General features: G+C 42.4%; 24 protein-coding genes and 1 pseudogene. 9 read left to right on the forward strand and 16 right to left on the reverse strand.

What is annotated here, in order from left to right; all coding sequences use genetic code 11:
* The first annotated feature begins 207 nt into the window (after positions 1 to 207).
* Positions 208 to 1,539 carry an alpha/beta hydrolase gene (locus FTU34_RS14340; protein WP_180036019.1) on the forward strand — a complete coding sequence of 444 codons (1,332 nt, stop codon included), beginning with the start codon at positions 208 to 210 and terminating at the stop codon, positions 1,537 to 1,539.
* A gap of 69 nt (positions 1,540 to 1,608) precedes the next feature.
* On the opposite strand, the gene FTU34_RS14345 is transcribed toward FTU34_RS14340, so the two are convergent.
* Both FTU34_RS14345 and gshA read right to left on the reverse strand, forming a co-directional pair.
* A complete protein-coding gene (locus tag FTU34_RS14345) occupies positions 1,609 to 2,136 on the reverse strand; it encodes a disulfide bond formation protein B (RefSeq protein WP_078190602.1) in 528 nt (175 codons plus the stop codon).
* Positions 2,137 to 2,157: 21 nt separating this feature from the next.
* Positions 2,158 to 3,735 (reverse strand): glutamate--cysteine ligase, encoded by a 1,578-nt coding sequence (gene gshA / locus FTU34_RS14350; protein ID WP_180036020.1) that lies wholly within the window; start codon positions 3,733 to 3,735, stop codon positions 2,158 to 2,160.
* Between the two features lie 210 nt (positions 3,736 to 3,945).
* On the opposite strand from gshA, the gene FTU34_RS14355 reads away from it, so the two are divergent.
* The 4 genes from FTU34_RS14355 to FTU34_RS14370 all read left to right on the forward strand — a co-directional run bounded on the left by FTU34_RS14355 (position 3,946) and on the right by FTU34_RS14370 (position 7,139).
* The gene (locus FTU34_RS14355) at positions 3,946 to 4,485 is read left to right on the forward strand and encodes a DUF924 family protein (protein WP_078190604.1); all 540 of its coding nucleotides are present in this window, start codon (positions 3,946 to 3,948) and stop codon (positions 4,483 to 4,485) included.
* A 59-nt stretch (positions 4,486 to 4,544) separates the two neighbouring features.
* Positions 4,545 to 5,102 (forward strand): hypothetical protein, encoded by a 558-nt coding sequence (locus FTU34_RS14360; protein ID WP_180036021.1) that lies wholly within the window; start codon positions 4,545 to 4,547, stop codon positions 5,100 to 5,102.
* Positions 5,103 to 5,128: 26 nt separating this feature from the next.
* Complete coding sequence (locus FTU34_RS14365) at positions 5,129 to 6,439, forward strand: DUF445 domain-containing protein (RefSeq protein WP_180036022.1); 1,311 nt, start codon at positions 5,129 to 5,131, stop codon at positions 6,437 to 6,439.
* A 106-nt stretch (positions 6,440 to 6,545) separates the two neighbouring features.
* Positions 6,546 to 7,139 carry a hypothetical protein gene (locus tag FTU34_RS14370; protein ID WP_180036023.1) on the forward strand — a complete coding sequence of 198 codons (594 nt, stop codon included), beginning with the start codon at positions 6,546 to 6,548 and terminating at the stop codon, positions 7,137 to 7,139.
* 59 nt (positions 7,140 to 7,198) lie between these two features.
* On the opposite strand, the gene FTU34_RS14375 is transcribed toward FTU34_RS14370, so the two are convergent.
* Positions 7,199 to 7,486: a DUF2798 domain-containing protein gene (locus FTU34_RS14375; RefSeq protein WP_372491143.1), complete on the reverse strand. Its 288-nt coding sequence runs from the start codon at positions 7,484 to 7,486 to the stop codon at positions 7,199 to 7,201.
* Between the two features lie 177 nt (positions 7,487 to 7,663).
* Here FTU34_RS14375 and argS point away from each other — a divergent pair, with 177 nt between their 5' ends.
* Together argS and FTU34_RS14385 are read left to right on the forward strand one after the other, a co-directional pair.
* Positions 7,664 to 9,454 carry an arginine--tRNA ligase gene (gene argS, locus FTU34_RS14380; protein ID WP_078190674.1) on the forward strand — a complete coding sequence of 597 codons (1,791 nt, stop codon included), beginning with the start codon at positions 7,664 to 7,666 and terminating at the stop codon, positions 9,452 to 9,454.
* 244 nt (positions 9,455 to 9,698) lie between these two features.
* Entirely contained in the window at positions 9,699 to 10,298 is a 600-nt protein-coding gene (locus FTU34_RS14385) for an SPOR domain-containing protein (protein WP_078193250.1), read from the forward strand.
* Positions 10,299 to 10,442: 144 nt separating this feature from the next.
* Here the strand turns inward: FTU34_RS14385 and asd are convergent, their stop codons facing one another.
* From asd to FTU34_RS14410, 5 genes are all read right to left on the reverse strand, one after another.
* The gene (gene asd, locus FTU34_RS14390) at positions 10,443 to 11,294 is read right to left on the reverse strand and encodes an archaetidylserine decarboxylase (RefSeq protein WP_180036024.1); all 852 of its coding nucleotides are present in this window, start codon (positions 11,292 to 11,294) and stop codon (positions 10,443 to 10,445) included.
* A complete protein-coding gene (locus FTU34_RS14395; RefSeq protein WP_180036042.1) occupies positions 11,291 to 12,139 on the reverse strand; it encodes a sulfurtransferase in 849 nt (282 codons plus the stop codon). Before FTU34_RS14395 ends, asd begins: the two co-directional genes overlap by 4 nt.
* A gap of 153 nt (positions 12,140 to 12,292) precedes the next feature.
* Complete coding sequence (gene pncB, locus FTU34_RS14400) at positions 12,293 to 13,501, reverse strand: nicotinate phosphoribosyltransferase (protein ID WP_180036025.1); 1,209 nt, start codon at positions 13,499 to 13,501, stop codon at positions 12,293 to 12,295.
* A gap of 146 nt (positions 13,502 to 13,647) precedes the next feature.
* Positions 13,648 to 14,148 (reverse strand): ankyrin repeat domain-containing protein, encoded by a 501-nt coding sequence (locus tag FTU34_RS14405; RefSeq protein WP_078193253.1) that lies wholly within the window; start codon positions 14,146 to 14,148, stop codon positions 13,648 to 13,650.
* 181 nt (positions 14,149 to 14,329) lie between these two features.
* Complete coding sequence (locus FTU34_RS14410; protein ID WP_180036026.1) at positions 14,330 to 15,847, reverse strand: catalase; 1,518 nt, start codon at positions 15,845 to 15,847, stop codon at positions 14,330 to 14,332.
* A 229-nt stretch (positions 15,848 to 16,076) separates the two neighbouring features.
* Here FTU34_RS14410 and dtd point away from each other — a divergent pair, with 229 nt between their 5' ends.
* Positions 16,077 to 16,517: a D-aminoacyl-tRNA deacylase gene (gene dtd / locus FTU34_RS14415; protein WP_180036027.1), complete on the forward strand. Its 441-nt coding sequence runs from the start codon at positions 16,077 to 16,079 to the stop codon at positions 16,515 to 16,517.
* 61 nt (positions 16,518 to 16,578) lie between these two features.
* On the opposite strand, the gene FTU34_RS14420 is transcribed toward dtd, so the two are convergent.
* From FTU34_RS14420 to serB, 4 genes are all read right to left on the reverse strand, one after another.
* Positions 16,579 to 17,088: a hypothetical protein gene (locus tag FTU34_RS14420; protein ID WP_180036028.1), complete on the reverse strand. Its 510-nt coding sequence runs from the start codon at positions 17,086 to 17,088 to the stop codon at positions 16,579 to 16,581.
* 67 nt (positions 17,089 to 17,155) lie between these two features.
* The gene (locus tag FTU34_RS14425; RefSeq protein ID WP_078190615.1) at positions 17,156 to 17,635 is read right to left on the reverse strand and encodes an SCP2 sterol-binding domain-containing protein; all 480 of its coding nucleotides are present in this window, start codon (positions 17,633 to 17,635) and stop codon (positions 17,156 to 17,158) included.
* A gap of 156 nt (positions 17,636 to 17,791) precedes the next feature.
* Positions 17,792 to 18,124 (reverse strand): AciT family ciprofloxacin tolerance protein, encoded by a 333-nt coding sequence (gene aciT / locus FTU34_RS14430; protein ID WP_078193317.1) that lies wholly within the window; start codon positions 18,122 to 18,124, stop codon positions 17,792 to 17,794.
* A gap of 413 nt (positions 18,125 to 18,537) precedes the next feature.
* On the reverse strand, positions 18,538 to 19,758 hold the full coding sequence (gene serB, locus FTU34_RS14435; RefSeq protein WP_180036029.1) for a phosphoserine phosphatase SerB: 1,221 nt from the start codon (positions 19,756 to 19,758) through the stop codon (positions 18,538 to 18,540).
* A 77-nt stretch (positions 19,759 to 19,835) separates the two neighbouring features.
* Here serB and FTU34_RS14440 point away from each other — a divergent pair, with 77 nt between their 5' ends.
* Positions 19,836 to 21,092, forward strand: coding sequence for a hypothetical protein (locus tag FTU34_RS14440; protein ID WP_180036043.1), 1,257 nt, complete (start codon positions 19,836 to 19,838; stop codon positions 21,090 to 21,092).
* 49 nt (positions 21,093 to 21,141) lie between these two features.
* Here the strand turns inward: FTU34_RS14440 and ppk1 are convergent.
* The 4 genes and pseudogenes from ppk1 to FTU34_RS14460 all read right to left on the reverse strand — a co-directional run bounded on the left by ppk1 (position 21,142) and on the right by FTU34_RS14460 (position 25,556).
* Positions 21,142 to 23,205: pseudogene (ppk1, locus tag FTU34_RS14445) on the reverse strand (polyphosphate kinase 1).
* A 201-nt stretch (positions 23,206 to 23,406) separates the two neighbouring features.
* The gene (locus tag FTU34_RS14450) at positions 23,407 to 24,372 is read right to left on the reverse strand and encodes a bile acid:sodium symporter family protein (RefSeq protein ID WP_180036030.1); all 966 of its coding nucleotides are present in this window, start codon (positions 24,370 to 24,372) and stop codon (positions 23,407 to 23,409) included.
* Between the two features lie 73 nt (positions 24,373 to 24,445).
* Positions 24,446 to 25,096, reverse strand: coding sequence for a bifunctional nicotinamidase/pyrazinamidase (gene pncA, locus FTU34_RS14455; protein WP_078193259.1), 651 nt, complete (start codon positions 25,094 to 25,096; stop codon positions 24,446 to 24,448).
* A 70-nt stretch (positions 25,097 to 25,166) separates the two neighbouring features.
* Positions 25,167 to 25,556: a hypothetical protein gene (locus FTU34_RS14460; RefSeq protein ID WP_180036031.1), complete on the reverse strand. Its 390-nt coding sequence runs from the start codon at positions 25,554 to 25,556 to the stop codon at positions 25,167 to 25,169.
* Positions 25,557 to 25,655 lie beyond the last annotated feature (99 nt).

Raw genomic sequence — 25,655 nt, forward strand, 5'->3', positions numbered from 1 at the left:
TGTTCAAATGGCGATTCAGCGTTTAATTGGTTTTGGGAAAAAAGAAGAGTTTAAGGAAATTTTGGCAATTTTAAGAAAGCAGAATCCTGATAGGATAAGGGTTCTGTGAAATTTGTCGTGTACAGAGAAAATAAACAATGAAACTTCAGGCTATTCCAGTAATAAATACAATCGAGGGATAGCATTGAATGTAAGGATAGGAACATTATGCCTAGCTTAACACCATTGCATGAAACCTATTGTAAATGGGACCGCACGCCACCCAGTCAAGCAGATGTGCTGGAAGGTTTGGCACAACTCGTGACAATGCGTTTTAGTGATGTCGTGCATGACTTGATCAAAAACATTCAACGTGAAATTTTAATCAGTATTTTTGGAATGAGCGAACAAGGCTCGAAAGCCTTTCATAAGCAGCCGACCATTGCACGGATTTACGAATTTTCTTACAACACTTTTTTCAATTATGGCAATTATTTACTTGCACCAACGCTGCGTAGCATTATTGAAAAATTCCCACGCTTACACGACAAACCCCTCACCCCGTCTTTACATTTTCTAGTAGGTGCGCTGAATGGGGTGCTGGGTGACTATTTACTGAAATATCACAACCCGATGGCCTTACCGATGGTGGTTTACGACCATTATGGTGCGGTACAAAAAGGCGAATTAAACGGTCGTATTACCCTGTTAATTCATGGGCTGTGCATGAATCATCTGTCATGGTCGACAGCCAAATATGGCGGCATTGGTGAAAAATTACTTTCTCAACGTGACCATAACACCATGCTGTATTTAAATTACAATACGGGTCGTCGTATTTCGACCAATGGTCGCAGCCTCGCCAATACATTAGAAGATTTGGTCCGTCGTAACCCGGGTATTACCAGTATCGACTTAATTGGTCATAGTATGGGGGGCTTAGTGTCCCGTAGTGCCATTTTTTATGGCAAACAAAATATGTACCAATGGATTCATCAAGTCGAAAATCTAGTCTGCTTAGGCTCACCGCATCATGGTGCTGTGCTTGAACGTATCGGATTTCATCTGCAAGATCAATTGGGGCGTTTCCCTTTGGTCAAAATCGTGGGCCACGTGGTGAATATTCGCAGTAACGGCATTTTAGATTTGCGCTATGGCAGCGTGCGTGATGATGATTGGGAACATAATGATGTCCGTATTGGATTCATGGACGACAACCGTAAACCAGCCCCGATTCCATCGCATATCAATACCTACCTCGTTGCAGGGACCATCGAATATGAACATCGTCGCAATAAAACGCGACATGTGATTGGAGATTATTTGGTCAGTGTGAAAAGTGCGTTAGGAGAACACCCAAATGCACGGTATCAACTGAAAGTGCCAGATTCACATAAAGCAATTTTTTATGGCTTGAACCATTTTGAAATTCAGCATCATCCGCAAGTGGCTGAGCAAATCGTGCATTGGTTCTATCCAAATAATGACGATAAAGCTTGTGATCATATCTATGAATTTATGATGGACTTGGAAAGTGTGGAAGGCATTGCCCTAACCTAAGGTAAACTTCCCCCATGCAGACTCGTATAAAAAAACCCTCAGTTGAGGGCTTTTTTTTGCATCATAGAATTAAAACTTATCACGTAAACGTGGCACTGGTTTGCTTGGGTATTTACGCAATAACTGCCAAAGACTGAGCAAGGTTAATACCGCAAAAAACACCAATGACCAAACCGGTAATGATTGTCCCAAGAAGGTCCAATCCACTTTGGCACATTCACCAGAGCCGGTCAGTACTTGCTCAAAGACTGATTTTAACGGCAGCGTTTCTACCCAATAATCCAGTCCTGGGCCACAGCTCGGTACTTTGTCTGGCGGTAAATTTTGCAGCCAAATATGACGCGCAGCCACCCCAGCAGACCAAAGAATTGATAGTGTCCCCAACAATGCGTAAATGCGTTTACCCCAATTCGATGCTGGATTGTGAATCAATGCAATCAATGAAATGATGCCGAGTCCAATCAAACCAATACGTTGGAATACGCACAACGGACATGGTTCTAAGCCTTGTACATGTTCTAAAAACAGCGCAAAAGACATACCGATCACGCTGGCTAAAAACAACAAACCACTCACGAAGCGGAAACTCCATTTCATGGTAAATCCTCTTAAAATTTTTTATCTAAAGTTTTTCAAATATTCTTCAAAACTCAAGGTACAGTCTTGCTCAAGTTGAGCCTGTTTTTCTAAAGACTGCTCAGCAGCTTGTGCAAAATATGCTGCAATTTCTGGGCTCAAGACATGCTGCTCATACACTTCAGCATGTTGTAAGGCCATAAAGCTACCAAAGCCCCAAGTTCCACCTTGTTCTAAAGTATCGCTAATCATACGTGCCGACAATGTTTCATCGACTTCATCGATGCGTGATTGCATCACAGCCATTGCCTGAGTGTAAATATCTGTATTGTAAGAATCATCTAGCAATTCAGCCAACGGTTGCATCGCTGCAACATGTGTACGACACCATGTTTCAATTGGAATTGCCTGACCTTGCTGTAAAATCACCGCATTTGGCGCACGACCACGGTTCACTACTTCCGCCTGATTTTTCTCAATTTCATTTTGTTCGGCATCTAACAACGCTGGACTGTCTTGCAATAAACAGTACAAAGCCACCACTTCGAGCAAGCCTGCCGTGTCTTCATTGATCCCAATCGGGCTATAAGGATTGACATCAACCGCACGTAGTTCAACATAACCTACGCCACGATTTTGCAGGGCTTCAGACGGTGTTTCACCATCCTGCGGCACTTGTTTCGGACGAACCAAACTGTAGTACTCATTTTCAATTTGCAACACATGGTCATTAATTTGAATCGGATCACCGTGTTCATCATTTAAACCTAAATGACTAAATGCGGCATATGGGGTATGGACCGCTTTTTGCAAACCTTCCAAATACGCCTGAATGTCGTTGTAGTGAATCCCTAACTGTTTTTGTGCCGAATTTTGATAACCAAAATTTCCCATACGCAGTGCCGTTGCATAAGGTAAAAATAACGTGCCTTTTAAGAGCGGTAACAGCTGATGTTCACGTCCAGTCATAAAACATTTACACACCGACGGACTCGCCCCAACCAAAAACATCACCAATGGCGTTAAACGAATAAAATTACGGATCAGGCCGAAATAACGATGACTGCGATAATCCTGTAAGCTCAATGCCTTGAGGGCGTCGTCAGTTTCATGCTGTTGAAGTGCTTCAAAGAAATGATCTGGGAAGGATAAATTATAATGCACCCCTGAAATGGTCTGCATCCGGCGACCATAACGCACCCCTAAACCACGACGGTACAAGGTTTTAAAGCGCCCAATATTCGAGCTGCCATATTGCGCTAAACGAATACTGTCTTCGTCTTTATCCAACATGCATGGCATCGACAACGGCCAAAGTTTTTCACCATGTTCCAAATGCGTATGCGCAACAGCATGAATATCTTGCAGATAGTTCAACGCCTCTGTAATAGTTTCTTTTGGTGGCGTGATAAATTCCATTAAAGCTTCAGAATAGTCTGTCGTAATATGCGGATGAGTCAATGCCGCACCCAAGGCTTGGGGATGGTCGGCCTGAGACAAGAAACCGTTGCTTTGCATACGTAAGCTTTCACGCTCAATACCGCGCAACATTCCTTTAATCAGCGAAGAATCTACCCAAGTCGGTAAAATGTCTTGAGAGGTCGATTCGGGTTGACTCATTGCTATCTCGCTTAAATGGAAGAAACTACTAAAATAAAATCATCAGTTTATATCAGTATAACGCGATTTGAAGTGGGCATATGACCCACTGTATAGTTTTGAGACAAACCGTGATTTTATTTTGGCAATTTTTTATCACAAACTTACTCTATATGACATTTGAAATTTGTGATTTTATAAACAAATATATGCTAATAATGCTTAAAACTTATGAATTATCAAGATATTCTCGAATTTTGGTTTAACCCAGAAAATCAGCCCAATTGGTTCGCTAAAAGCAATAATTTTGATGTTTTAATCGAAAAAAAGTTTAAAGACATCCATCAAGCGGCCAGTCAAGCAGAACTGTGGCAATGGCGTACTACTGCCGAAGGTCGATTGGCTGAAATTATTGTTTTAGATCAATTTTCTAGAAATTTATTCCGTGACTCTGGCTTGGCTTTTGCCCAAGATGCACTGGCTTTGGCGCTTGCACAAGAAGCCATCGCACAGGGTTTAGATCTACAATTAAGCCCTGAACAGCGCTCATTTTTATATATGCCCTTTATGCATAGCGAATCGACAAAAATCCATCAAAGCGCGTTAAAATTATTTGAGCAACTGGGCAATCCGATCAACTTAGAATTTGAAAAAAAGCATAAAGTGATTATCGATCGATTTGGACGTTACCCGCATCGCAATGCGGTATTGGGCAGAACATCTACAGCAGAGGAATTGGAATTTTTAACCCAGCCCAATTCTAGCTTTTAATTGACGGCTTTTGGCCAGTATCTCCCCTTGCCATGAACCGATTAAACAGGAGTATGCGCATGAACAAACTCATTATCGCAGCAGCCATAACCGCAGCACTCGGTTTAACTGGCTGTGCCACAACCCCATCAAAACCTTTGACCTTTGAACAACTCGGTCAATATTCTGCGACACCATTAAATGCTCAAAGCTATCGGATTAGCTTCCAAGCTAGACCCAATATGAGCTATGGTACTGCCGAAGAAATCACCTTGGTTAAAGCCGCTCAAACCACCCTACACAATGGCTTTCAATATTTTAAAGTCATGGATGACCCGAGTAATCGGAGTCAAAAACCGCCGCGCCAAGCGGTGATTTACCCAGACCCAATGCCTTATCCATATGGCTATTATCGTCGCCATCCCGGATTTTGGCCAGGCCCGTTTTATGACGTTCCACAGGTGGTCACACTCGATCCAACTCAAGTTTCCTACAGTATTACTTGCTATAAAGATCGTGCCAAAGCCCCTCAGGATGCCTTTGATGCTCGCTTGATTTTGCAGTCACTCGGAGCTAAATATGGTTTAGACAGCCAAGGAAATCCTTTGCCTGTAGCCGCTGAGTCCACCTCTAAATAAGTCAACCCATAGAGACCCGATCATTGATGAGCCCAACTGAACAGCCCGCTGTTTCACCTAGTCTGCAACGCAGTAAACGCTTCGCCACCATTGCTTTGGTGGTGGCGGTGCTGGCGTGGATTGCATTGATGATCGCAGCTAAATTACTGCCCGAATATGTTTGGCTCATTCATATTTTGATGCTTTCAGCAGAAGCTGGCGTGGTTGGTGGTTTGGCAGACTGGTATGCGATAACCGTTTTATTTCGCAATCCCTTTGGTCGTATTCCGATTCCTAAATTTTTACGTGACCACACAGAAATTATTCCACGCAATAAAGCGCGCATTGCCGAGTCCATGGGCCGCTTTGTTCAGGAGAATTTTCTTTCACCACAAGTGGTTGAAAAAAGCTTAGCGGAGACGGATCTCTCTCTTGCCGTCGGGAAATGGTTGGCCAATCCGCACAATAATGCGCAAGTGACCCAAGTCATTCAGCAAACGGTACCGAAAATTTTCGAATTTGTCGGTCAGGAACAAATTGGACAATTTATCCAAAATAACAGCGTGCAATGGGTACGCAATACGCAAGTCAACCATCTTGCCAGTGAAATGCTACGGGCAGTTTTAGAAAATGACTTCCATCAAGATGTGTTACAGCGCGGGCTCGATTTAGCCCATGATTGGGTCACACAGCATCCAGAACAAACCCGCGACCTTTCACGCCAGTTGTTTAAAGAACTTGGGGTATGGAAGTTAGCTAAAGGCGCCAGCTGGATCGGCATTGATGTACAACAACGCACCATTGATTCACTGGTCAGTCGTGTCGAGTCGATGCTTGCCGACCATGAACATCCGTGGCGTCGAAAAATTGAAGAAATGGCACAGCAACTCATGTATGAGTTGGCAGACAATCAAAGTGTAGCCAGCCAACGCCTGAACAGTACCAAAGATGCCATGCTCGATAGTCCACAAATGTTGAATTTTATCAGTGGTGCAGTGGTGATTTTATGCGACGCGATTCGTTCTGATTTAGAAAAACCCGACTCTGGGATTGCACAAAACCTACGCGTCGCCATTCAACAAGTGGGCGAAAATATTGTCTCTAACGTTGCTGTACGCCAATTGCTGAATGAAAAAATGAGTGATATTGCCATCAATCTCTCCGATCAATATAGCGAAAAAGTTATTCGGTTTATCAGTGAACGTATACATGAATGGGACTCACGTGAAATGATCGATAAGATCGAAAACGAAGTCGGTGGCGACTTGCATATGATCCGAGTCAATGGTGTCGTGGTCGGTGGTTTTATTGGCCTCGCACTAGGGATTATTCGTGCCTGTGTAGAATGGCTGCTTTAGCCGCCTGCAGCAGTCCTCCTCAAAGGAGATTGGCCGCAGGTTTGAGCTTTATGCGTAGAACCGTTAAACTTTGCCGATCCGAAAATTTAATAGAACAATAAAATCTATGCACTTACCTGCCATCTATACACTACCATTCATTCTAATCATCAGTAGCTTAAGCGCTTGCCAGACCATTTCCAAAACCAGTAGCACAGTCAGCGACAAAGTGATGGGCATGCTCGGTAAAGAAAAAGCCCCTGAAATCGATAAAAAAGGCACTGTCGATATCAGCAAAAGTACCCAACAACAGTTAGAAACTCTGCTGACCAATATGCCGAAAAATCAGTGGGTCTATATTGAAAATGATCAACAAGGCACATCTACCCTCAAAAATAAATCGGCAGACAATTTCACCTTGAGCCTCAAATTGAATTGCAAAATCAGCACTCAGCGCCCAACTTTCAGTATAAGCAACGCGGATGGCCAAGAGATCCTAAAAGCACATGATACAAATGTGGGGCAAATTCAAATTCTGCTCGACAATAAAAACTTTGGAAATCCGTTTGAGACAGCCCATCAGCAAAAGTTCCAAAGCTTTAAAACCGCTGTCGCTCAGGCCAAAGTCATTAAAGTGTTTAATTCCTCAAAACTCTATACCTTCCAAAACAACAAAGCCGAATTACTCTCTAAAGCAGTAAGTTGTCGCGATAGCCTATAAATATTTAAAGCGAAATGCAGTAAGTCACCGTTTTACTCAACTGTGACTTACATGCAGGCTTATTTTGCAGGTGGCTGTGGCCCTGACATATCAACCAGCAGGCCTGTAAACTTTCGAACAAATGGCAATAAAATCAGTACAATGGGAAAAGCAATTGCCCATGAAATCATCCAATTATGCAGCCATAGAGTCAGAAATCCCTCAAACCACCCTAAATTTCTGAGCATATTAATAAACGAAATAATACCGCTCATGAGACAGGATAAAATAAACGGCACAATAATCAGCGCCCAGCGTGCAGCTAACTTCGGCACATTGCCAAAAATTTTAGGGGTGGGTTGTGACATGTCCATATACTCAAGCAGTGATCCTGAATCGCTAAACTACTTATATCGTTTTACTTCGATATAAGCAATGCTTCACTTTTATCGAATATTTTTTATTCGCAACAAATGGGTTCACCTAAAGAGCCTGAAATTTGCTATATTTACCGTTTTTCTGCGACATTTATTTTTCGACTGATTATGAATACGGCAATACAAGCAGCGCTCGATCATGCAGTGCAATCCCTTCAAGCTGAAGGTGTACTCCCAACTGACTGGAACAATACTAGCAATTTGACCCGAACCAAAGACCGAAGCCACGGTGACTTTGCGTCAAACATTGCCATGATTGCCTCTAAAGCTGCAGGTATGAAGCCGCGTGATTTAGCCGAAAAAATTCTGGCAAATCTTCCAGAAGTCGCAGATATCAGCAAAGCAGAAATTGCAGGTCCTGGCTTTATTAACTTCTTTTTAAATGCTGACCAACGTTTTGCTGTCTTAGACCAAATTCAAGCTCAGAAAGATCAGTTCGGTCGCACACAGGCCAATGCTGAAAAACGTGTTCAAGTGGAATTCGTTTCAGCGAATCCAACGTCTAGCCTACACGTTGGTCATGGTCGTGGCGCAGCTTACGGTATGACCGTTGCCAATCTTCTTGAAGCAACAGGTGCCAAAGTTGACCGTGAATACTATGTCAACGATGCTGGTCGTCAAATGGATATCTTGGCGACATCGACTTACTTGCGTTATTTAGAATTGACCGGTCAACAACTGGTCTTCCCTAAAAATGCATATCAAGGCGACTACGTTAAAGAAATCGCTCAAAGCATTATCGACAAAGATGGCGATGCTTATGTACGCCCTGTTGCCGACATCTACAAAGATGTTCCTGAAGATGTGCAATATGCTGCTGAACTCGATAGCGAAGGCAATAAAGTCGTTGTTTCAGGTGATAAAGAAAAACACATTGATGGTTTGATTCATAATTCACAAAACCATTTGGCTGCGGGTTACCGTGTGTTCCATCAAGCTGCGCTGAAAGCCATTCTTGATGACATTAAAGATGACCTCGGTGAATTTGGCGTGACTTTCAATCAATGGTTCAGCGAAGCAACCTTGACTGAAAAAATTGATGAAGCATTACAAATGCTCGATCAACGTGGTTTCTTATACGAAAAAGATGGCAACATCTGGTTCAAATCAACTGAATTTGGTGATGAAAAAGACCGTGTTGTAAAACGTCGTAATGGTCAAACTACGTACTTCGCATCTGACATTGCTTATCACTTAAATAAACTACAACGCGGCTATACCGATATCGTGGATATCTGGGGTTCAGACCACCACGGTTATATCGCACGTGTGAAAGCAGCGATTGATGCGCTTGGCTATGATTCTAAAAAATTGACTGTGCTATTGGTTCAATTTGTGAGCCTATGGCGTGGCGGCGAGATGGTTCAAATGTCATCTCGTTCAGGTCAATTCGTGACTTTACGTGACTTACGTAAAGAAGTAGGCAACGATGCTGCTCGTTTCTACTACGTGATGCGTAAATCAGAACAACACATTGACTTCGACTTAGACCTTGCTGTGTCTCAAAGCAAAGACAATGCGGTGTACTACATCCAATACGCACACGCACGTATCTGCCGTATGCTCGAAAAAGCCGCTGCGACAGACGTTCAATTCTCTGCTGAAGCTGCACGTCAATTTGCAGCTAAACTTGAGTTAGAAGCTGAAACTGAAGTTCTTGCTAAACTTGCGGCTTACCCTGAAATTGTAGTTCGTGCAGCAAACAGCTATGAACCACACCAAGTGGGTAACTACTTGAAAGAATTAGCGGCGTTGTTCCATGGTTGGTACAACGAAAATAAAGTCTTGGGTGATGATGCAGAACTGACTCAAGCGCGCTTATTACTGTCTGTAAACGTACAGCAAGTTTTACGCAATGGTCTTGAATTATTGGGTGTGAGTGCGCCTGAATCAATGTAAGCCATTCTTAGCATACGTTAGAATCCGTCCATGTATGACCATATACATTGACGCCTATACAGGCTCTTTATGAGCCTGTATTTTCATGGATATTCAGTCATCTTTTTATGAAAAATTGAAGATGTTGAAATTGTGAAAATTAAACATAAACAGCATGACAGTCATGTAATATATAATAATCAGAACTTGGTTTTGGGTCAGTTCCCATTAGGTTCGTAACAATTACAATTAAAGAGGTTTCCTCGTGTTTGGAAAAACGCAACGCGGTGTATCAGAGCGGCCAAATCAGCCTAAAAAACCATTGATTCCTGCATGGTTAGGTACACTTGTGATCATTTTAATCGTGTTGAGTTTCTTGGTGGCCTTGATGTTATGGAAACCATGGGAGCCGGTAAAACCGAAAGGTCAAATTACCTCTGAACACTACCAAGAAGAAACCAATAAAGATTACCGTTTTTATGATCTGTTGCCTCAGCAACAAGTCACCCCGATTCCAGATCAAGCTGTGCCTGAAACAGATACCAAAGAAACCGTGGTGATCGTTGAAGCACCTGAAACGGATACCACTACACCGACTGAGCCGGGTATTGAAGCCACAGAAACAACACCTGCCCCTGCAAGCTATATTTTGCAAGTGCGTAGCTATGATGACCCTGACCAAGCCGATGCCCGTCGTGCAGAAATTATTTTAAATGGCTTATCTGCCGATGTGATCCAAAGTAATGAAAATGGCAAAGTTTGGTATCGCGTCGTGTCTGGCCCCTATGATTCACAAGAAGCTGCTGTGATTGCACAGCAAACTTTACGTCATAGCAGTATCGACTCGATTGTCGTAAAACGCTAAATTTTGCAATTAAAAAAGCGCCTGATGGCGCTTTTTTTTATTCATTCCTTTAATAAAGGGAGGTTAGAAGGGATTCTTTTTTGAATACATCAGCTTAGCTCAAAAACCTCTCCCTAACCCTCTCCTAAAGGGACAGGGAATTCATTAAATGGTATGCCCTAAAGCTTCGCCCATCACCACAGTCGAGTTGGCTTTAAAGGTCGCATCCCATTGCATTTTGTTTTCTTCAAACAACACAACCGCTGTTGAACCTAAATAGAAACGGCCCAATTCTGCACCTTTTTCTAAGAATAAATCGTGTTGATTGAGTTCCACACGCCCTGTCGGTTTAACTTTACCTGTAGCCACGGTTTCAATACCTGCCACGATCATTGCACCTACCAGTACGACCGCCATACGACCAACTTCTGTATCAAATAAGCAGACCATGCGTTCATTACGAGCGAATAAACCCGGAATATTTTCAGCAGTGGTTTGGTTTACAGAGAATAATTCACCCGGTACATACAAAGTTTCTGTCAATGTCCCTGCAAATGGCATATGTACACGGTGGTAGTCTTTTGGAGACAAATAGACCGTAGCAAATTGACCATTTTTAAACGGCTCAGCCAATTGTGGATCGGCAATCAGGTTTTCAACAGTGAACTTCTGCCCTTTGGCCTGAAATACATCACCATTTTCAATTTTACCCAGTTGTGAAATCGCACCATCTGCGGGTGAAACAACACTGTTGGCATTTGCATCAACTACACGTACGCCTTCTTTTAAAGAACGAGTGAAAAATTCATTGAATGATTTAAATTTCAGGGCATTACTTTGCTCAGCAATCGACATGTCGATGCCATACTGTGCTTTAAATGCGGTAATCACAGCATTTTTCACCACAGGGTTTTCGCTTGCAGCCAATTTACCGACGATACGTGATAATTTGTGCTGTGGAACAACACGCTGAGCTTGAATAAAAATTTGTTTTTTTAACTGAGATGTAAGGCTCAAGACGGCAACTCTCCGGTGATCACAGGACTATCGAGTCGGTTGCCCCACTCGCTCCACGCACCATCATAAGCTCGAATATTCCAACCGAGTAAACGTCCCAGTATATAAGCTAGGCCCGACCGATGATGGGACTGACAATATACCACCACAGGTTCGTTTAAATTGAATCCCAATTGTTCTAAGCGTTGTTGTGTGCGTTCTAAAGGATGCAATTTTAAATGATTTTCTCGGTTAAGGGCAGTACTCCATTCGAAATGTCGTGCTCCCGGAATGTGACCGCCGCGTCGCGCAGCCAAACGTAGGCCTGTATATTCATCTTCGGTACGGCAGTCCCATACTTGGATCTGCTCCTGCTGCACACGAGCCAATAGCTCATCATAATCTGTTTGATACTGAGCACGCGCCTCGGCACTTACTTCAACCAATGGGCTCACGGGTTCAAATTTCTCAATTTCAGACGAGGTCGGTAAGCCTGCCCCAAGCCAAGCATGGATGCCACCATTGAGGAGACTGGTATTTTCAAAACCGAGGCAATGTAAGTTCCAAATCAGTCGACCAGCCCATGCCCCACCTTCATCGTCATAAACTACTACATGATGTTCTGGACTGATATTCAGATAGCTGATGAGCTGTTCTAAACCGGCTTGGTCAGGTAAAAGCCCCATCGCTTGTTCTTCTTGGCGCACTAACAGTTTCGGCTGCACATGCAGTGCATGTGGAATATGCAATTGGTCATAAACCGAACGACGACTCAAATCGACGATCCGTAGTTTTTCATTACCAAGATGTGGAACCAATTCTTCTGCTTCAATCAGCAGACCAAAATTCAATGTAGATGCTGTCATCGTTGTTCGTGTTGTATTTTGTGCGATTAAATTCGATCTTAGCATAAGTCATTTTCACTATTATTCTGAATTTTTGCATTCCTTTAGCAATATTTTAGATATAAAAAAGCCGAATCATTGATTCGGCTTTTTTAGTTTTATCTAATGCTGTGTTTAAGCGCTAACTTCAGAGATGTCAAACACCTGACGTAGATACGCTAAGAAAGTATCATTATCCGTCATGGTTTTACCCGGACTGTCGGAAATTTTTGCCACAGATTGACCATTACATTCAACCAACTTCAGCACGATATTCAGTGCAGTTTGTCCCATATCATTGGTCAAGTTGGTGCCAATACCAAAACTCACTTGGAAACGGTCTTTAAAGTAATTGTGTAAATCCCAAGCTTTTTCAATGTTCAAGCCATCACTAAAAGTCAGCATTTTGGTTTTACTGTCAATTTTAAGCTTTTTGTAATGTGCATAGGCTTTATCGCCCCATTCATACGGGTCGCCACTGTCATGACGTAAACCGTCGAATAATTTGGCAAAGTACAAATCGAAGTCACGTAGGAACGCATCCATACCGACAACGTCCGTTAAGGCTATTCCTAAGTCACCGCGGTATTCCTGCACCCATGTTTCTAGCGCAGACTTCTGGAAGTTACGTAGACGAACATCAAGCGCTTGGAATGCTTGTAGGAACTCATGCGCCATCGTACCAATTGGAGTAATGTTCAAGTCTTTGGCAATCAGAACATTACTTGTACCGCGGAAAATATACGGTGAAGCCTGATTTAATTCTTCAATTACATGCTTTTGCCATGCATAACTATAACGACGACGCGTGCCAAAATCAGAGACCAAGAATGGTGGATCATTTGGATTTTGCCGTGCTTCATACTGCTTCAGCAAGGCAACCTTATGTTGTAAACGGCGCTCACCTTCGGCTAAAACTTCTGGTGTACGAATACGTTGGAAATATAATTCATTGACGATGGCTAAAACAAAGATTTCAAACATCATCGCTTGAACCATTGGGCCTTCTACCCAAATGTCGAGTCGACCTTCATCATCAATACCCGCTTTAATAAAACGGCGTTTAAGCTGAAATAATTCAAGATAATCAACAAAATCGCTTTTAATAAAACGTAAACTGCGTAAATACTGCAATTCATCTTCTTTAAACTTCAACTGACAAAGCATGTCGAGCTGCATGTTTAAATCATCCAAAATTTCAACCAGTGGATAGGCTGTATCATCCAAGTTACGGCAGCGAAAGTGATACACACTATGGGTTTGCGGAAATTTGTGTAACACCACCTGAAGCATGGTGAATTTATACAGATCTGTGTCTAATAAGGATTGGATGATTGGAGACATAAAGACTTTCAGTTTTTATCAACTCTTTGCATTAAAGCATACTTTATTGATAAAAAGCCGATTGATTTAGTGGAATAACTTATAAATCACCGCGATTCATCGACTTTTTTCAATTTTTTTGCTGAAGCTGAGCGCGATCAAGCTCACTATTTTTTGAGTAACTGTCGATATTTTTCTTCTTGACCAAATTCACGCGCAAACTGTTCTGCAGTCTTTTGCCCCATTTTTTTGGCATTTGCATCGCAATCCACTTGGCGTAATTGCTTTGCAATCGCCCATTCTAATTTAAACATAGCACCCATCAATGCGGTGTTGCCTTTATTGTCACGTGCGCAGCGGTCTGCACCTTGTTCCAGCAAACGAGTCACAATATTTTGATGACCATAATAGGTCGCCATCATCAGTGGTGTAAAACCCGAAGCATTGCGCACATCGACCGGAAAACCGTGCTTAAGAAATTCATTGATGACTTCTTCATTGCCAGTTTTGGCTGCAGCAAAGAAAATTGCGATCAATTCCTGTTGTGAGGTCATCTGATCGCTTGCAGTTGCTTTAGCGGGGGAGATATCTTCCGCGATTGCCACGTTTGCGAATGCGGAACCAAACGCAAGAAGACTGGCTAAAGTCAAATGCTGCATAACTTTCATGATGAACTCCAACAGAAATCGAATGTAGAATTGAATTAGAAATAATTCATTTCATAAAAATGAATATTTAAGGAGTGCCTATGAAACTCCCCCTAGGGTGCAGGAAAGGTATGGAGCTTCATAGGACTTTTTTGAGGTAACGTTCTAGACCCTAGTTACCAATCCTTCAGACTGATCGAAATTAGTCTTTCAGTTGTGCTGCTTTAGCTTTTACAGTTGCAAGGTTACCGTTTACTGCTTTAGTCATACGTGTACCGTAGTCTGCATCTGCTTTATAGAAGTAAGACAACATGATGTGTTTCGTTTCCGAATCTTTCACGTTGCCAAGGTCAGCCGCCAAGTTCATGATTAAGTTTTCTTTCTCTTTCGCAGAGTATGAACGATAAAGCTCACCCGCCTGCTTGAAGTTTTGCTCTTTCACGCCTTTTTGCTGAACTGTGCCAGAAAGCGGCGTTTCAACCGCACGCGCTTTCGCAGTCGCTGGTTTTGGCTCAATACGGCTTGGCTCGTAGTTCACATTTGATGAAGTGCCGCCAACATTCATGTAACCATCTTGGTTGTTGTTGTTTACAGCAACTAATGGACGGTTGACTGGAATTTGTTGGTGGTTCGCACCTAAACGGTACATTTGTGTATCTGAGTAAGAAAAGATACGGCCTTGCAGCAGACGGTCTTCTGATGGCTCGATACCTGGAACTAAGTTACCTGGAGCCAATGCCACTTGTTCAGTTTCATTGAAGAAGTTTTTCGGCATACGGTTCAGCGTTAACGTACCGACTTTAGTTTCTGGAACTAGGTTCGTCGGCCAGATTTTTGTTGGATCAAGCGGGTCAAAATCAAAGCTGTTTAAATCTTTAGGATCTAACACTTGGATATAAAGATCCCATTTCGGGAATTTACCAGCGTTGATGTTGTTATAAAGATCGTTAGTCAAGTGATTAAAATCTTTACCTTGTTGCTCAGCAGCTTCTTTAGCGTTCAGACCTTTCACGCCTTGTTTAGAGCGGAAGTTGAATTTAACGTATTTGTATTCGCCTTTGTCGTTATAAAGCTTGTACGCATGTACACCAAAGCCGTCTTGTTCGCGGTAGCTGGTAGGCACGCCTTGGTTACCATACACATAAGTCAACATGTTGGTTGCCCATGGCTGGCTAGACAAGAAATCAAATATGCGGTTTGCGTCTTGAACGTTGTTGATTGGGCTAGGCTTCATGGCATGGATGAAGTCTGGGAATTTGATCGCATCACGGATGAAGAATACTGGAGTTTGGTTACCCACTAAGTCCCAGTTGCCTTCTTGCGTATAGAACTTGATCGCGAAACCGTGCGGGTCACGTAAAGTTTCTGGAGAACCTTTACCATGAATTACAGTCGAGAAACGTAAGAAAACTGGAGTCTTAGTACCTGCTTTGAACAATGAAGCAATGGTGAGATCAGATAAATCTTTAGTTGCAACGAATTCACCATACGCACCTGTGCCACGGGCATGTACCACACGCTCAGGAATACGCTCACGACCAAAACGTTGTAACTTTTGAACCAATTGTACGTCTTGAAGTAGAACTGAACCATTTGGACCCGCAGTAATCGAGTTTTGGTTATCGCCTACTGGTGCACCATTGTCTTTTGTTAATGGCGCTGCTTGAGTCGCCGCTGTTGCTGTTGCTAACATCGCAACCAATAAAGAACGCTTAAACATCGTCTTAATCTCTCTGTTAAATACCTTTCCTGCCCCGCAAAGATACTGATATTTAATAAATAGATAAAACAGATTATTTTTATAAATTCAATCGTATTATTAGATTTATAAAAAATATACATTTCATTTTCAAATGTTTGAGCCCAAAATTTTCTAAACATCGCTTCGAAAGAATGCTGTCTTTGCTACAATCCCTGCCCTATGTTCAATTTTCTACTCGGAAGAATTTATGCGGGCCTTGTTACAACGTGTTTTGGAAGCCAAAGTGGTGGTCGATGGTGAGATCACGGGTGAAATCAATCACGGTATTTTAGTGTTTTTAGGACTTGGTAAAGCTGACGATTTAGAAAAGGGCAAAAAACTGATCGATAAGATCTTGAAATACCGTTTTTTTGATGATGAACAAGGCAAGATGGGCTGGAATGTCAGTCAAGCTGGCGGCGGTATCCTCTTGGTGTCTCAATTTACTCTGATGGCACAAACGCAAAAAGGCCTGCGCCCTGATTTTGGCCCTGCCATGCCGCCAAGCGATGCCAAAGCACTTTATGAACAGCTGGTCGATTACACCAAGCGCCAATATGACCATGTACAAACAGGTATCTTTGCTGCCGACATGAAAGTGCATTTGGTCAATGACGGTCCAGTGACCTTTAATTTAGAAGTTGAATAACCACTGAAGCATTAAAAAAGCCCTCTTTTGAGGGCTTTTCACAAGCTAGAATAATACGGTCTTAAATGGTTGTAATCAGTTTTGCACGTTGCATTACTTCCACAGGGATATCTTTCACAAGCATGACTGTTAATGACTGATCATTTTTCTTTGACGTTGTTGTTTGATTTGCGTCTAGAACAGCATTTACATCAGCGGGATTCAATGTATACATTGCACCCGTTGCTGGATCAACAATTAACAGACCAATAAGTCCGCCAAAAATAATATTAGCGACATACCAACCATTTACCGTTCCTGTCACCTGTACAGTCTTTGTTTGATAGCCATCTTTTTTAAATGTCACATCATAAGCTGCAGGTTTAAAGTATCCGGTGCCACGTTTTAAAGTAACAGTTGCAGGTGTGATGCCAGTATGTACTTTTTCTCCAGCTTTATTTGTAATCGAAATCGATGCTTCATCTGGCACTGACTTAAACGTTAAAGTTTGAGTTGACCCCGAAATAATGCTTGCACAACCTGTCATTGTTAATGATGCGGCAATTAAACCCGATGTAATTAATTTTTTCATAAAAATACCCCCTAAAAAGTGGGGGTATTTTTACCAAAAAAACGTTAATTTTCAACGAAAATTAAAATTATTTACCTGTTTTTTCTTTAATAAACGCACGTGCGATTTTGATTTTTTCTTTAACCGGTTTTGGAAGTTTAGGTGGAATTAACTTCGCCACTTGGTTAAACCAAACCAGTAGACCAAAATCACCTTCCATTTTAATACTGCCATTTTGCATACCCGTCATGAATGCAGTTGGGTCACCTTTCATCAGGGTTTTTACGCCCTGTTCGCTGTCCGCAAATTGCAAAATAAAGTCTGCTTTTTCAGCATCGCCTGAAACAGTATCAATCTGTCCATTATTTACAATAATTTGACGTGCAACACCTAAATCCGTGCCGATTTGAATACGGAATTGACGTTCATGAACCAATTCAATGAATTTAGGGCTAGTACGTGCAAGCTGTTTCATACGAAGCGCTAAACCTGCCACGAGTAAATCAAGTGGATCCGTACTGACATCAACTAAAGGTAGTTTTACGACAGGAATTGATGATAGTTTCATGACTTAAAGCCTATTGTAATTGTTGGAAAATTGACTGGCTTCATCCTAACATAACTTGGCTTTTGAGAAGTAAGGCTTTGTATCTCAAATCGGACTAATGCGTTCATAAAAAAATGCGCCCCTAGGCGCATTTTCATTGAAATTTTGTTCTGGCACTTATCGGCTCGAACATTGCTGTTCTTCATCATATACAGGCGTGTGCTCTATACATTGGCGCTTTGCCATCGCGCGCTCTGCACGGCGGTCTTCACGTAACAATACTAAAGTGAATACTACCATTGCGGTCATTAATGCCGTTAAATAACTATAAGTCACTGATAATTCAAACATGGTTTGTGTACCAAATCGAATTACTTCAATGAGTCCCCACACCAGCATCCCCGCCAGCATAAAACTTAACCAGCGACGATAAGGCGAGAAGAAAACAGCAATCACAGCCGCCGATACCAAGCTCAGGCCAACGATTGTTGCTAAATTCGCTGTTAACATAAAAACCTCCGTCATTTGACAACTGACATCTCTTGTCTTACAGGATGCTGAGCCGTCTCACTACTGTATCTTCAGTAAATAGATTTGGTCGATCTCAATCTCTTGCAAGCATTATGCTGAGTTTTTTGCATAAAAAAAGTCTCGTTTTTTGTTAATGCGACACACCTTGTCGCAACATTATTTTGTCATTACATTTTTTCTTTTTAAAGAATTTCTGGAACAATGATGGCATCTCGTTTCGAGTGTCATTACAAAAAAAACAGCTGGTTTTAGGCTAAAAAAATTAATTTTTCGAATGCTGTTAATCGTTGTTTTTATCGACGATTTTCTTCTACCGCTCATCGGATGAGCTGAATTCTTGGCATAAAAAACGCAGCCTTTTGGCTACGTTTTTTAGTATGAATTAAATGCTTTTAAGCACGATTTAAATCTTTATCATGCACACCAAGCAGGTAAAGAACACCATCTAGACCCACGCTTGAAATGGCTTGATTGGCATTTTGACGCACCAAAGGTTTCGCACGGAAGGCAACGCCTAAGCCGGCTAAAGACAACATTGGCAAGTCATTCGCACCATCACCGACAGCAATCGCTTGCTCTAATGAAATCCCCATTTCCTCAGCGATTTGAGTCAATAAGAAGGCTTTGCGAGCACCATCCACAATATGACCTTTGACTTCACCCGTTACCGCGCCATCTTGGACGTCCAGTACATTGGCATGGACTTCATCGATACCCAGTTTTGCTTGTAAGTATTCGGCAAAATACTGAAAACCACCTGACAAAATAGCCGTGCGATAACCCAGTGATTTCAGCGTTGAAATCAGATGTTCTGCACCTTCTGTGACAGTCAGACGTTCTGCAATTTTAGGTAATACCGAAGCATCCATACCTTTGAGCAGTGCCACACGTGCACGGAAACTTTGTTGGAAATCGAGTTCACCTTGCATAGCACGTTCAGTGATTTCAGCTACTTGAGCGCCGACACCCGCTTCAATCGCCAATTCGTCAATTACTTCTTGCTCAATCAGCGTCGAGTCCATATCAAAGCAGACCAAACGACGATTACGACGGTAGGCATTATCTTCTTGAACGGCAACATCTACCCCAAGTTCGGTAGATAGACGTAAACATGCTGCACGCATCGCAGTAGCATCCAACATCTGGCCTTTTAAGCCAAATTGAACGCAGGCACGGCGTGGACCTTCGCTCGATCCATCTAATTCTGGACGGCCAGATAAACGAGTCACAGTTTCAATATTGAAGCCTTGGCTCGACACAATATTTGTAACTGCCTGTAAATGAGACGCCTGTAATTCTGGCGCAAGTGCCGTAACGATATAGCGTGTGCGGCCTCCCTCATTTACCCATTGTTGATATTCTGTTGTAGAGATTGGTTTAAAGCGCACAGTTAAGCCAATATCATGTGCTAAAATCAACATCTCCTTCATGGCTAATGCTGTCGCAGTCTGGTCTTCCGACGAAACAACAATACCTAAAGTCAGCTGATTGTGGATGACTGCTTGTCCGACATCTAAAATCTGTAAGGAATGTGCGGACAAAACCTGCATTAATCGTGTAAATTGATTAGGTTGGTCAGGTCCTAAAAGTGATATAAGAATGATTTCTCGCATGAATTGACTCGGGTCTGAGCTACAACTAATGTAAGAATCATAATCTAAATTGAATAGAATTGCCTTGGAAGTTTACGTTGAATGCGCCTAGACAAGGGCTATTTGCTAGCCTATTAGTAGTTTGTTTTGCTTTGCATACCTTTTTATTGGTATTGGCAACAACCCACCAACTGAACGAAAACCGTGCCAGTCAGGGACAACTGATGACCAGTCAATTGGTTACAGACAGCCTATCTGAGCTTGAGCCGGCCAATACCGTATCATTAGCTTTACTTGCTGACCGCTATGCAACCAACCCGAGCGTGGCTTCCATCCGCATCTTAAATGCCAATAATCAAGTCTTGGCTACAGGCGGTTTGACCAAAACCCGTGACGGTGAAATCTTTGTTCGTGATGCGTTGCAAAACGAAAAGAAAGTCGGAACGGTTGAAATCACCTTAATTAAACCAAGTATTGGTGAAATCTTACGTACGCAATGGGCTGCGATTCTATTTTCATTATTCCTACATGGCTTGTTGTGGTTAGCGTATCGTGCCATTGCTCGCCCTAGTCGTACTGAATATTTAGCGCGAATCAACAATGAATCACGTCTAAAACATGAAATTCAAACGCTAGCGCAGGCTTTAGAACAAGAAAAACATAATGCCGCTGTGGCGATTGCTCAAGCGCAGCAAAATGCGCAAGCCAAAGCAAAACAGCATAAAGACATGAAACCAGTGGTTCTCGACAGCAACAGCTTGGCATTAAATATTCAATTTTATGATCCGAAACAGCTGCTCGATAGCGTCAACAAAACCGTGTCTGTGCCGTATTTTAATCTCTGCCAAATTTTCTTGAATAAAACCACAGAACTCTGTGTTCAACATTATAAATTGAACAGTTCTGACATCAGTACAGTGCATAAGTTTGATGAACATGGCGCAACCATCAGCATGACTGCTGACACTCCAGATGCGCTGCGTTGCCTCACCATGATCAGCTCAGTATTCCAATTGCTTTCTGATGTTTTATATAAACGCTACCGTGAAGAAAAACGTTTCGTTTTACAAACCCGTAGCGCGATTTCAAGCTCTGTCGAAGCCATGCAATTGTCTTCTGTACAAGCGGCTGAGCGTTTAGTCCAACAATTGGTTGCCAAAGAAAGTGCCATTCATGTGCCGACAACTTTGCTCAAAGGGATTTCAGATCATTTCCAATTGGTCAGCTTGCCAAATCCGACCAATGTGTTGACGCGTCATGCGTTTATGCTCAATGGTATGGACAGTGATGCCGCTGAATTGGCTCAAAACTTTAGAACTGAAATTTTAAAATCCAAACAGTCAAAAGCCTCGTAATGGTTTTAGCGAAACCAAAAATCCCGACTTAAGTCGGGATTTTTTTGTCTTAAACAGTCGAAATTTTCTGTGCAATCAAATATTTTTGCGCGTTATGCGATTCGGTACCTGCTTCAACCGCGACTTTCTCCCATTACCCATTCGACTGCATTTCCCATGCATTTTGATTATCTTCCAAATAGTTAAGTAAACAATCTTTCATAATGCGTTTTTTCAAACGGCTTTCCAAAATGGGAAAACAGGTTTCGACCCGTGAAAATAAGTTACGTCCCATCCAATCAGCACTGGCACAGTACAATCGTTTTTCGCCTGCATGCTCAAAATAATACACTCGAGTATGCTCTAAGAAGCGTCCAACGATAGATCTCACATGAATATTCTCAGACATACCTTTGACCTGAGGAATCAAACAACAAATCGAACGGATAATTAAATCTACACATACCCCTGCTTGCGATGCACGATACAAAGCAGCAATCAGTTGCGGTTCCGTGAGTGCATTGACCTTCACAATAATTCTTGCGTATTTTCCCGCTTGTGCAGCAACAATTTCCTGTTCAATCAGTTTCAGTAATTCAGTATGCAGGGTAAATGGTGCATGCAGTAAGGCTTTCAGCTTTGCCATCTTGCCCATACCGGTCAATTCCTGAAACATACGATGCACATCTTCGCAAATATCGGGATGCGTCGTCATCAGGCCATAATCGGTATACATCCGCGCATTGCCTGCGTGGTAATTACCTGTTCCCAAATGGGCGTAGCGTAACAGCTGATTATTTTCACGGCGCACAATCAAAATCATCTTGGCATGGGTTTTATAACCCACAATGCCATACACCACGACAGCCCCAGCTTCTTGCAGTATATTGGCCACGGTAATATTGGATTCTTCATCAAACCGCGCCCGAAGTTCGATGACGGCGGTTACTTCCTTGCCGTTGCGTGCCGCCTCCGCTAAAACTTGTACGATGTCCGAATCTGGCCCACTACGATAGAGCGTTTGCTTAATGGCTAATACCTGAGGGTCTTTTGCAGCTTCACGTAATAAGTTGATGACCGGTTGAAAGGAGTCAAACGGATGATGTAACAACACATCTTGTGTTTTTAATACATCAAAAATCGCGGTTTGTTTACGAAAAACTTTAGGAATAATCGGCGTATAGACCGGATATTTCAGTTCAGGTCGATTAAAACTGGTACTGAGACGCGATAAATTGATCGGGCCGTCAATGCGATAGAGCTCCTGCTCACTCAAATCAAATTCATCTAACAAATAATCAATAATGCTTTGCGGACAATCATCTTCAATTTCTAAGCGAACTGCCCGACCAAAACGCCGTGAAGACAATTCATCTTTTAATGCCACCGCCAAGTCATCCACATCTTCAGCCAGAACTAAATCTGCATTGCGTGTCACTCGAAAGGCATAACAGCCCGTCGCTTTCATCCCCGGGAATAAATCATTAATGTGTTGCTGAATAATGGCGGTCAGGAAAATTTGTGTCTCTGCACTGCCTTCAACCTCGGCGGGCATTTTGATTAAACGCGGCAATGAGCGTGGCGCAGGCACAATTGCCATTTCAATGGCACGACCAAAGGCATCTTTGCCTTCTAGACTCACAATAAAGTTGAGGCTTTTATTGACCAAGCGTGGAAACGGATGCGATGGATCTAAGCTAATTGGTGTTAAGACTGGTTGAACTTCTTTACTAAAATAATGGCTAATCCACGCCCGATGTTTTTCTAAAATATCTTTAAATTGAATAAAGCGAATACCTTCACTTTGTAATGCAGGCAATACAGCATGATTGAGGGTCTGGTATTGCTCTGCAACCGTGCCATGAATCACTTGGGAAAGTTCATCTAAGACCACTTCAGTCGGAATGGCATCTGGCGTCCGTGCAATCGCATTCAAATCTCGTTGTTTCATCAGCCCCGCAATGCGAATTTCAAAGAATTCATCTAAATTGCGTGAAAAAATGATGAGAAAATTCAAGCGTTCAAGTAACGGTAAACTTGAATCGAGTGCTTGAGCCAAGACCCGCCGATTAAAATCTAAAAGCGACAATTCACGATTATAATAGGTCTCTGATGAATGCTGAAAATGTTGCATACCCTCTCAATGCTGCTTGAAACAGTCTATATCTAAAGTGGTTGCCGGCATGTTAGGCAGCGGAGATGACACTTATGTTACAAATAGCATTAATCAATTAAAAAAGCATGCAATTCCCTAAAACACTGTTCATCAAATCGTAAAATTTATTTTCGACATAAAAAAAGAGGGAGATTACCCTCTTTTTTACTGAATTGTTTTTTATGCAGGCTTGTCTTGTTCCGATGCTTTGGGCTCACTCGTCCGTGCTGCCCAATAGGTTGCCAGTGCGGGACCCGAAATATTGTGCCACAAACTAAAAATCGCACTCGGCACAGCGGTCAGAGGTGAAGCGGCAAAATGGGTCGCCGCCAATGCCACACCCAAACCTGAGTTTTGCATCCCAACTTCAATCGACACTGCTTTACAGTCTGCATAGGGCAATTTAAACAGTCGGCTAGCCCAAAAACCCAATAGATAGCCCAAGCCATTATGTAAGGCCACTACCCCCAGAATCAGTAAACCTGATTGCAAAATCTGTGTTCGACTACCCGCAATGATTGCTGCCACAATCGCTACAATTGCCACAACAGAAACCAATGGCATGACCTGTATATAGGCATCCACTCGGTGCTTAAAGACAGTTCGAATCATTAACCCCACAATGATCGGAAATAAAACCACTTGTAAAATTGAAACCAACATCGATGCCGCATTAATTTCAATCCATTGGCTTGCTAACAAATAGAAAATCGCAGGGGTTAAAACCGGTGCGAGTAATGTCGAAACAGAGGTACAGGCAACAGATAATGCGGTATTGCCTTTTGCCATATAGGTGATGACATTAGAGGCCGTTCCACCCGGACAGCAACCGACAAGAATGACCCCGATCGCGATTTCTGTCGGCAGTTGTAATAATTTACACAAGAAAAAAGCCAATCCCGGCATCACAATAAACTGTGCCAAAACCCCGATCATCACAGCTTTAGGGCTTTGCAATACACTTTTAAAATCTTGCAGTGTCATGGTCATGCCCATACCCAACATAATGATGCCTAGCATCCATGGGATATATGCTTTTAACCAAACAAATACATCGGGAAAAAACATGGCGAGCGCTGCAAACAGCACCACCCAAATCGCAAATGTTTTCTGCACAAATTGAGTGAATTTTAAGAAAGCCAACATAGGCATCTTCCATTTAAAAACAGGGACAAAAAAAGGCACACCCTTGTGCCTTTTCTCAACTGAGCCCACTGGGTCATGCCAAAGATAATGCCTGTGCATGCTGCTGCACAATATCTTTCAGGTAAATACGCTTCACCCCATTCGCCAACATGTCTTGCCATGCATGCTGTAAGGAACCCTGTAAATCGATCCCTTTGGTCAAATCAGCAATCACAAAAGTTTCAAAACCAAGCTTACGTGCATCCATTGCCGTCCATGCAACACAGAAATCCGTGGCAATGCCCACCACAAAGACTGTATCAATACCACGTTCGCGCAAATAGCCCGCCAAACCTGTTGAAGTTTTCTGATCTGCTTCCATAAAAGCAGAGTAGCTGTCGATATGCTGATGAAAACCTTTACGGATAATTAGCTGCGCCGTTGGTAAATTTAAATCAGGATGCAATTCGGCATCCTGTGTGCCTTGTACACAATGCGTCGGCCACAATACTTGCGTTCCATAATTCAGCTCTATGCTGTCATAAGGTACATGCTCAGGATGATTTTCAGCAAAAGAGATATGGTCGGCTGGATGCCAATCTTGAGTCAGCACAATATTCGTAAAGTATTGCCCCAGTTGATTAATCCCTGGAATAATTTGATCGGCATTGGCAACAGCCAACTGACCACCCGGGGTAAAACCATTTTGTACATCGACCACAATCAGCGCTGTATTTTTTTGCATATCTCTCCATCCGTTGTCATGCATTTTTGGCGACTCTACTGATTCGCTCATATTTTAAAAGCCTTAGTATTCAGTCCTGTGCATAAAAATAAAATGACTGTCCTTCCTGACAATACCGATACTTGGGCAAATGCTCAACCAAACGTTGTGCAAAGCGTGGGTAAATACGGGCTTTTCGCCGAGTCGAAGCATGAAAATAAAAATATCGCGGTTGATGTTGAAAGATATATTTTAATAAATGGCTGCGTGTCTGTTGCATGACCTCAAATGCATTAATATTTTCAGCAACATCTTCTAGGGTAGGTTCATCGGCAAAGGCCAACCACGCATTTTTTCTCGGCTGTTGGCGATGTCTTTGAAATACAGGTTTGAGTTCCAAGATAAATTCGTATTGATGTAGATACAAACTAAATTCACGTTGATCAACTTTAAAAATTGCGACCAGTTTTCTTGCTGACATAGCCCCTCTACGTTGATTTTTTGTTTTCTCTTTCTGCTGTATTTTTACATAAAATACATTTATTTATATTGGTTTAGAGCATTAGTGCGACTTCTATTG

Source organism: Acinetobacter sp. YH12094, assembly GCF_013419295.1.
In the GTDB taxonomy this organism is placed as follows: domain Bacteria; phylum Pseudomonadota; class Gammaproteobacteria; order Pseudomonadales; family Moraxellaceae; genus Acinetobacter; species Acinetobacter amyesii.

Excerpts from the sequence above, each read along its gene's own strand:
- FTU34_RS14345 (WP_078190602.1), bottom strand. The coding sequence starts at position 2,136 with ATGAAATGGAGTTTCCGCTTCGTGAGTGGTTTGTTGTTTTTAGCCAGC.
- FTU34_RS14460 (WP_180036031.1), bottom strand. The coding sequence starts at position 25,556 with ATGTCAGCAAGAAAACTGGTCGCAATTTTTAAAGTTGATCAACGTGAA.
- aciT (WP_078193317.1), bottom strand. The coding sequence starts at position 18,124 with ATGTTAACAGCGAATTTAGCAACAATCGTTGGCCTGAGCTTGGTATCG.
- FTU34_RS14425 (WP_078190615.1), bottom strand. The coding sequence starts at position 17,635 with ATGAAACTATCATCAATTCCTGTCGTAAAACTACCTTTAGTTGATGTC.
- pncB (WP_180036025.1), bottom strand. The coding sequence starts at position 13,501 with ATGTCTCCAATCATCCAATCCTTATTAGACACAGATCTGTATAAATTC.
- FTU34_RS14420 (WP_180036028.1), bottom strand. The coding sequence starts at position 17,088 with ATGAAAAAATTAATTACATCGGGTTTAATTGCCGCATCATTAACAATG.
- FTU34_RS14410 (WP_180036026.1), bottom strand. The coding sequence starts at position 15,847 with ATGTTTAAGCGTTCTTTATTGGTTGCGATGTTAGCAACAGCAACAGCG.
- FTU34_RS14365 (WP_180036022.1), top strand. The coding sequence starts at position 5,129 with ATGAGCCCAACTGAACAGCCCGCTGTTTCACCTAGTCTGCAACGCAGT.
- FTU34_RS14395 (WP_180036042.1), bottom strand. The coding sequence starts at position 12,139 with ATGACAGCATCTACATTGAATTTTGGTCTGCTGATTGAAGCAGAAGAA.
- FTU34_RS14360 (WP_180036021.1), top strand. The coding sequence starts at position 4,545 with ATGAACAAACTCATTATCGCAGCAGCCATAACCGCAGCACTCGGTTTA.
- FTU34_RS14450 (WP_180036030.1), bottom strand. The coding sequence starts at position 24,372 with ATGTTGGCTTTCTTAAAATTCACTCAATTTGTGCAGAAAACATTTGCG.
- FTU34_RS14370 (WP_180036023.1), top strand. The coding sequence starts at position 6,546 with ATGCACTTACCTGCCATCTATACACTACCATTCATTCTAATCATCAGT.
- FTU34_RS14405 (WP_078193253.1), bottom strand. The coding sequence starts at position 14,148 with ATGAAAGTTATGCAGCATTTGACTTTAGCCAGTCTTCTTGCGTTTGGT.
- FTU34_RS14355 (WP_078190604.1), top strand. The coding sequence starts at position 3,946 with ATGAATTATCAAGATATTCTCGAATTTTGGTTTAACCCAGAAAATCAG.
- argS (WP_078190674.1), top strand. The coding sequence starts at position 7,664 with ATGAATACGGCAATACAAGCAGCGCTCGATCATGCAGTGCAATCCCTT.
- dtd (WP_180036027.1), top strand. The coding sequence starts at position 16,077 with ATGCGGGCCTTGTTACAACGTGTTTTGGAAGCCAAAGTGGTGGTCGAT.
- pncA (WP_078193259.1), bottom strand. The coding sequence starts at position 25,096 with ATGCAAAAAAATACAGCGCTGATTGTGGTCGATGTACAAAATGGTTTT.
- serB (WP_180036029.1), bottom strand. The coding sequence starts at position 19,758 with ATGCGAGAAATCATTCTTATATCACTTTTAGGACCTGACCAACCTAAT.
- gshA (WP_180036020.1), bottom strand. The coding sequence starts at position 3,735 with ATGAGTCAACCCGAATCGACCTCTCAAGACATTTTACCGACTTGGGTA.
- FTU34_RS14340 (WP_180036019.1), top strand. The coding sequence starts at position 208 with ATGCCTAGCTTAACACCATTGCATGAAACCTATTGTAAATGGGACCGC.
- FTU34_RS14375 (WP_372491143.1), bottom strand. The coding sequence starts at position 7,486 with ATGTCACAACCCACCCCTAAAATTTTTGGCAATGTGCCGAAGTTAGCT.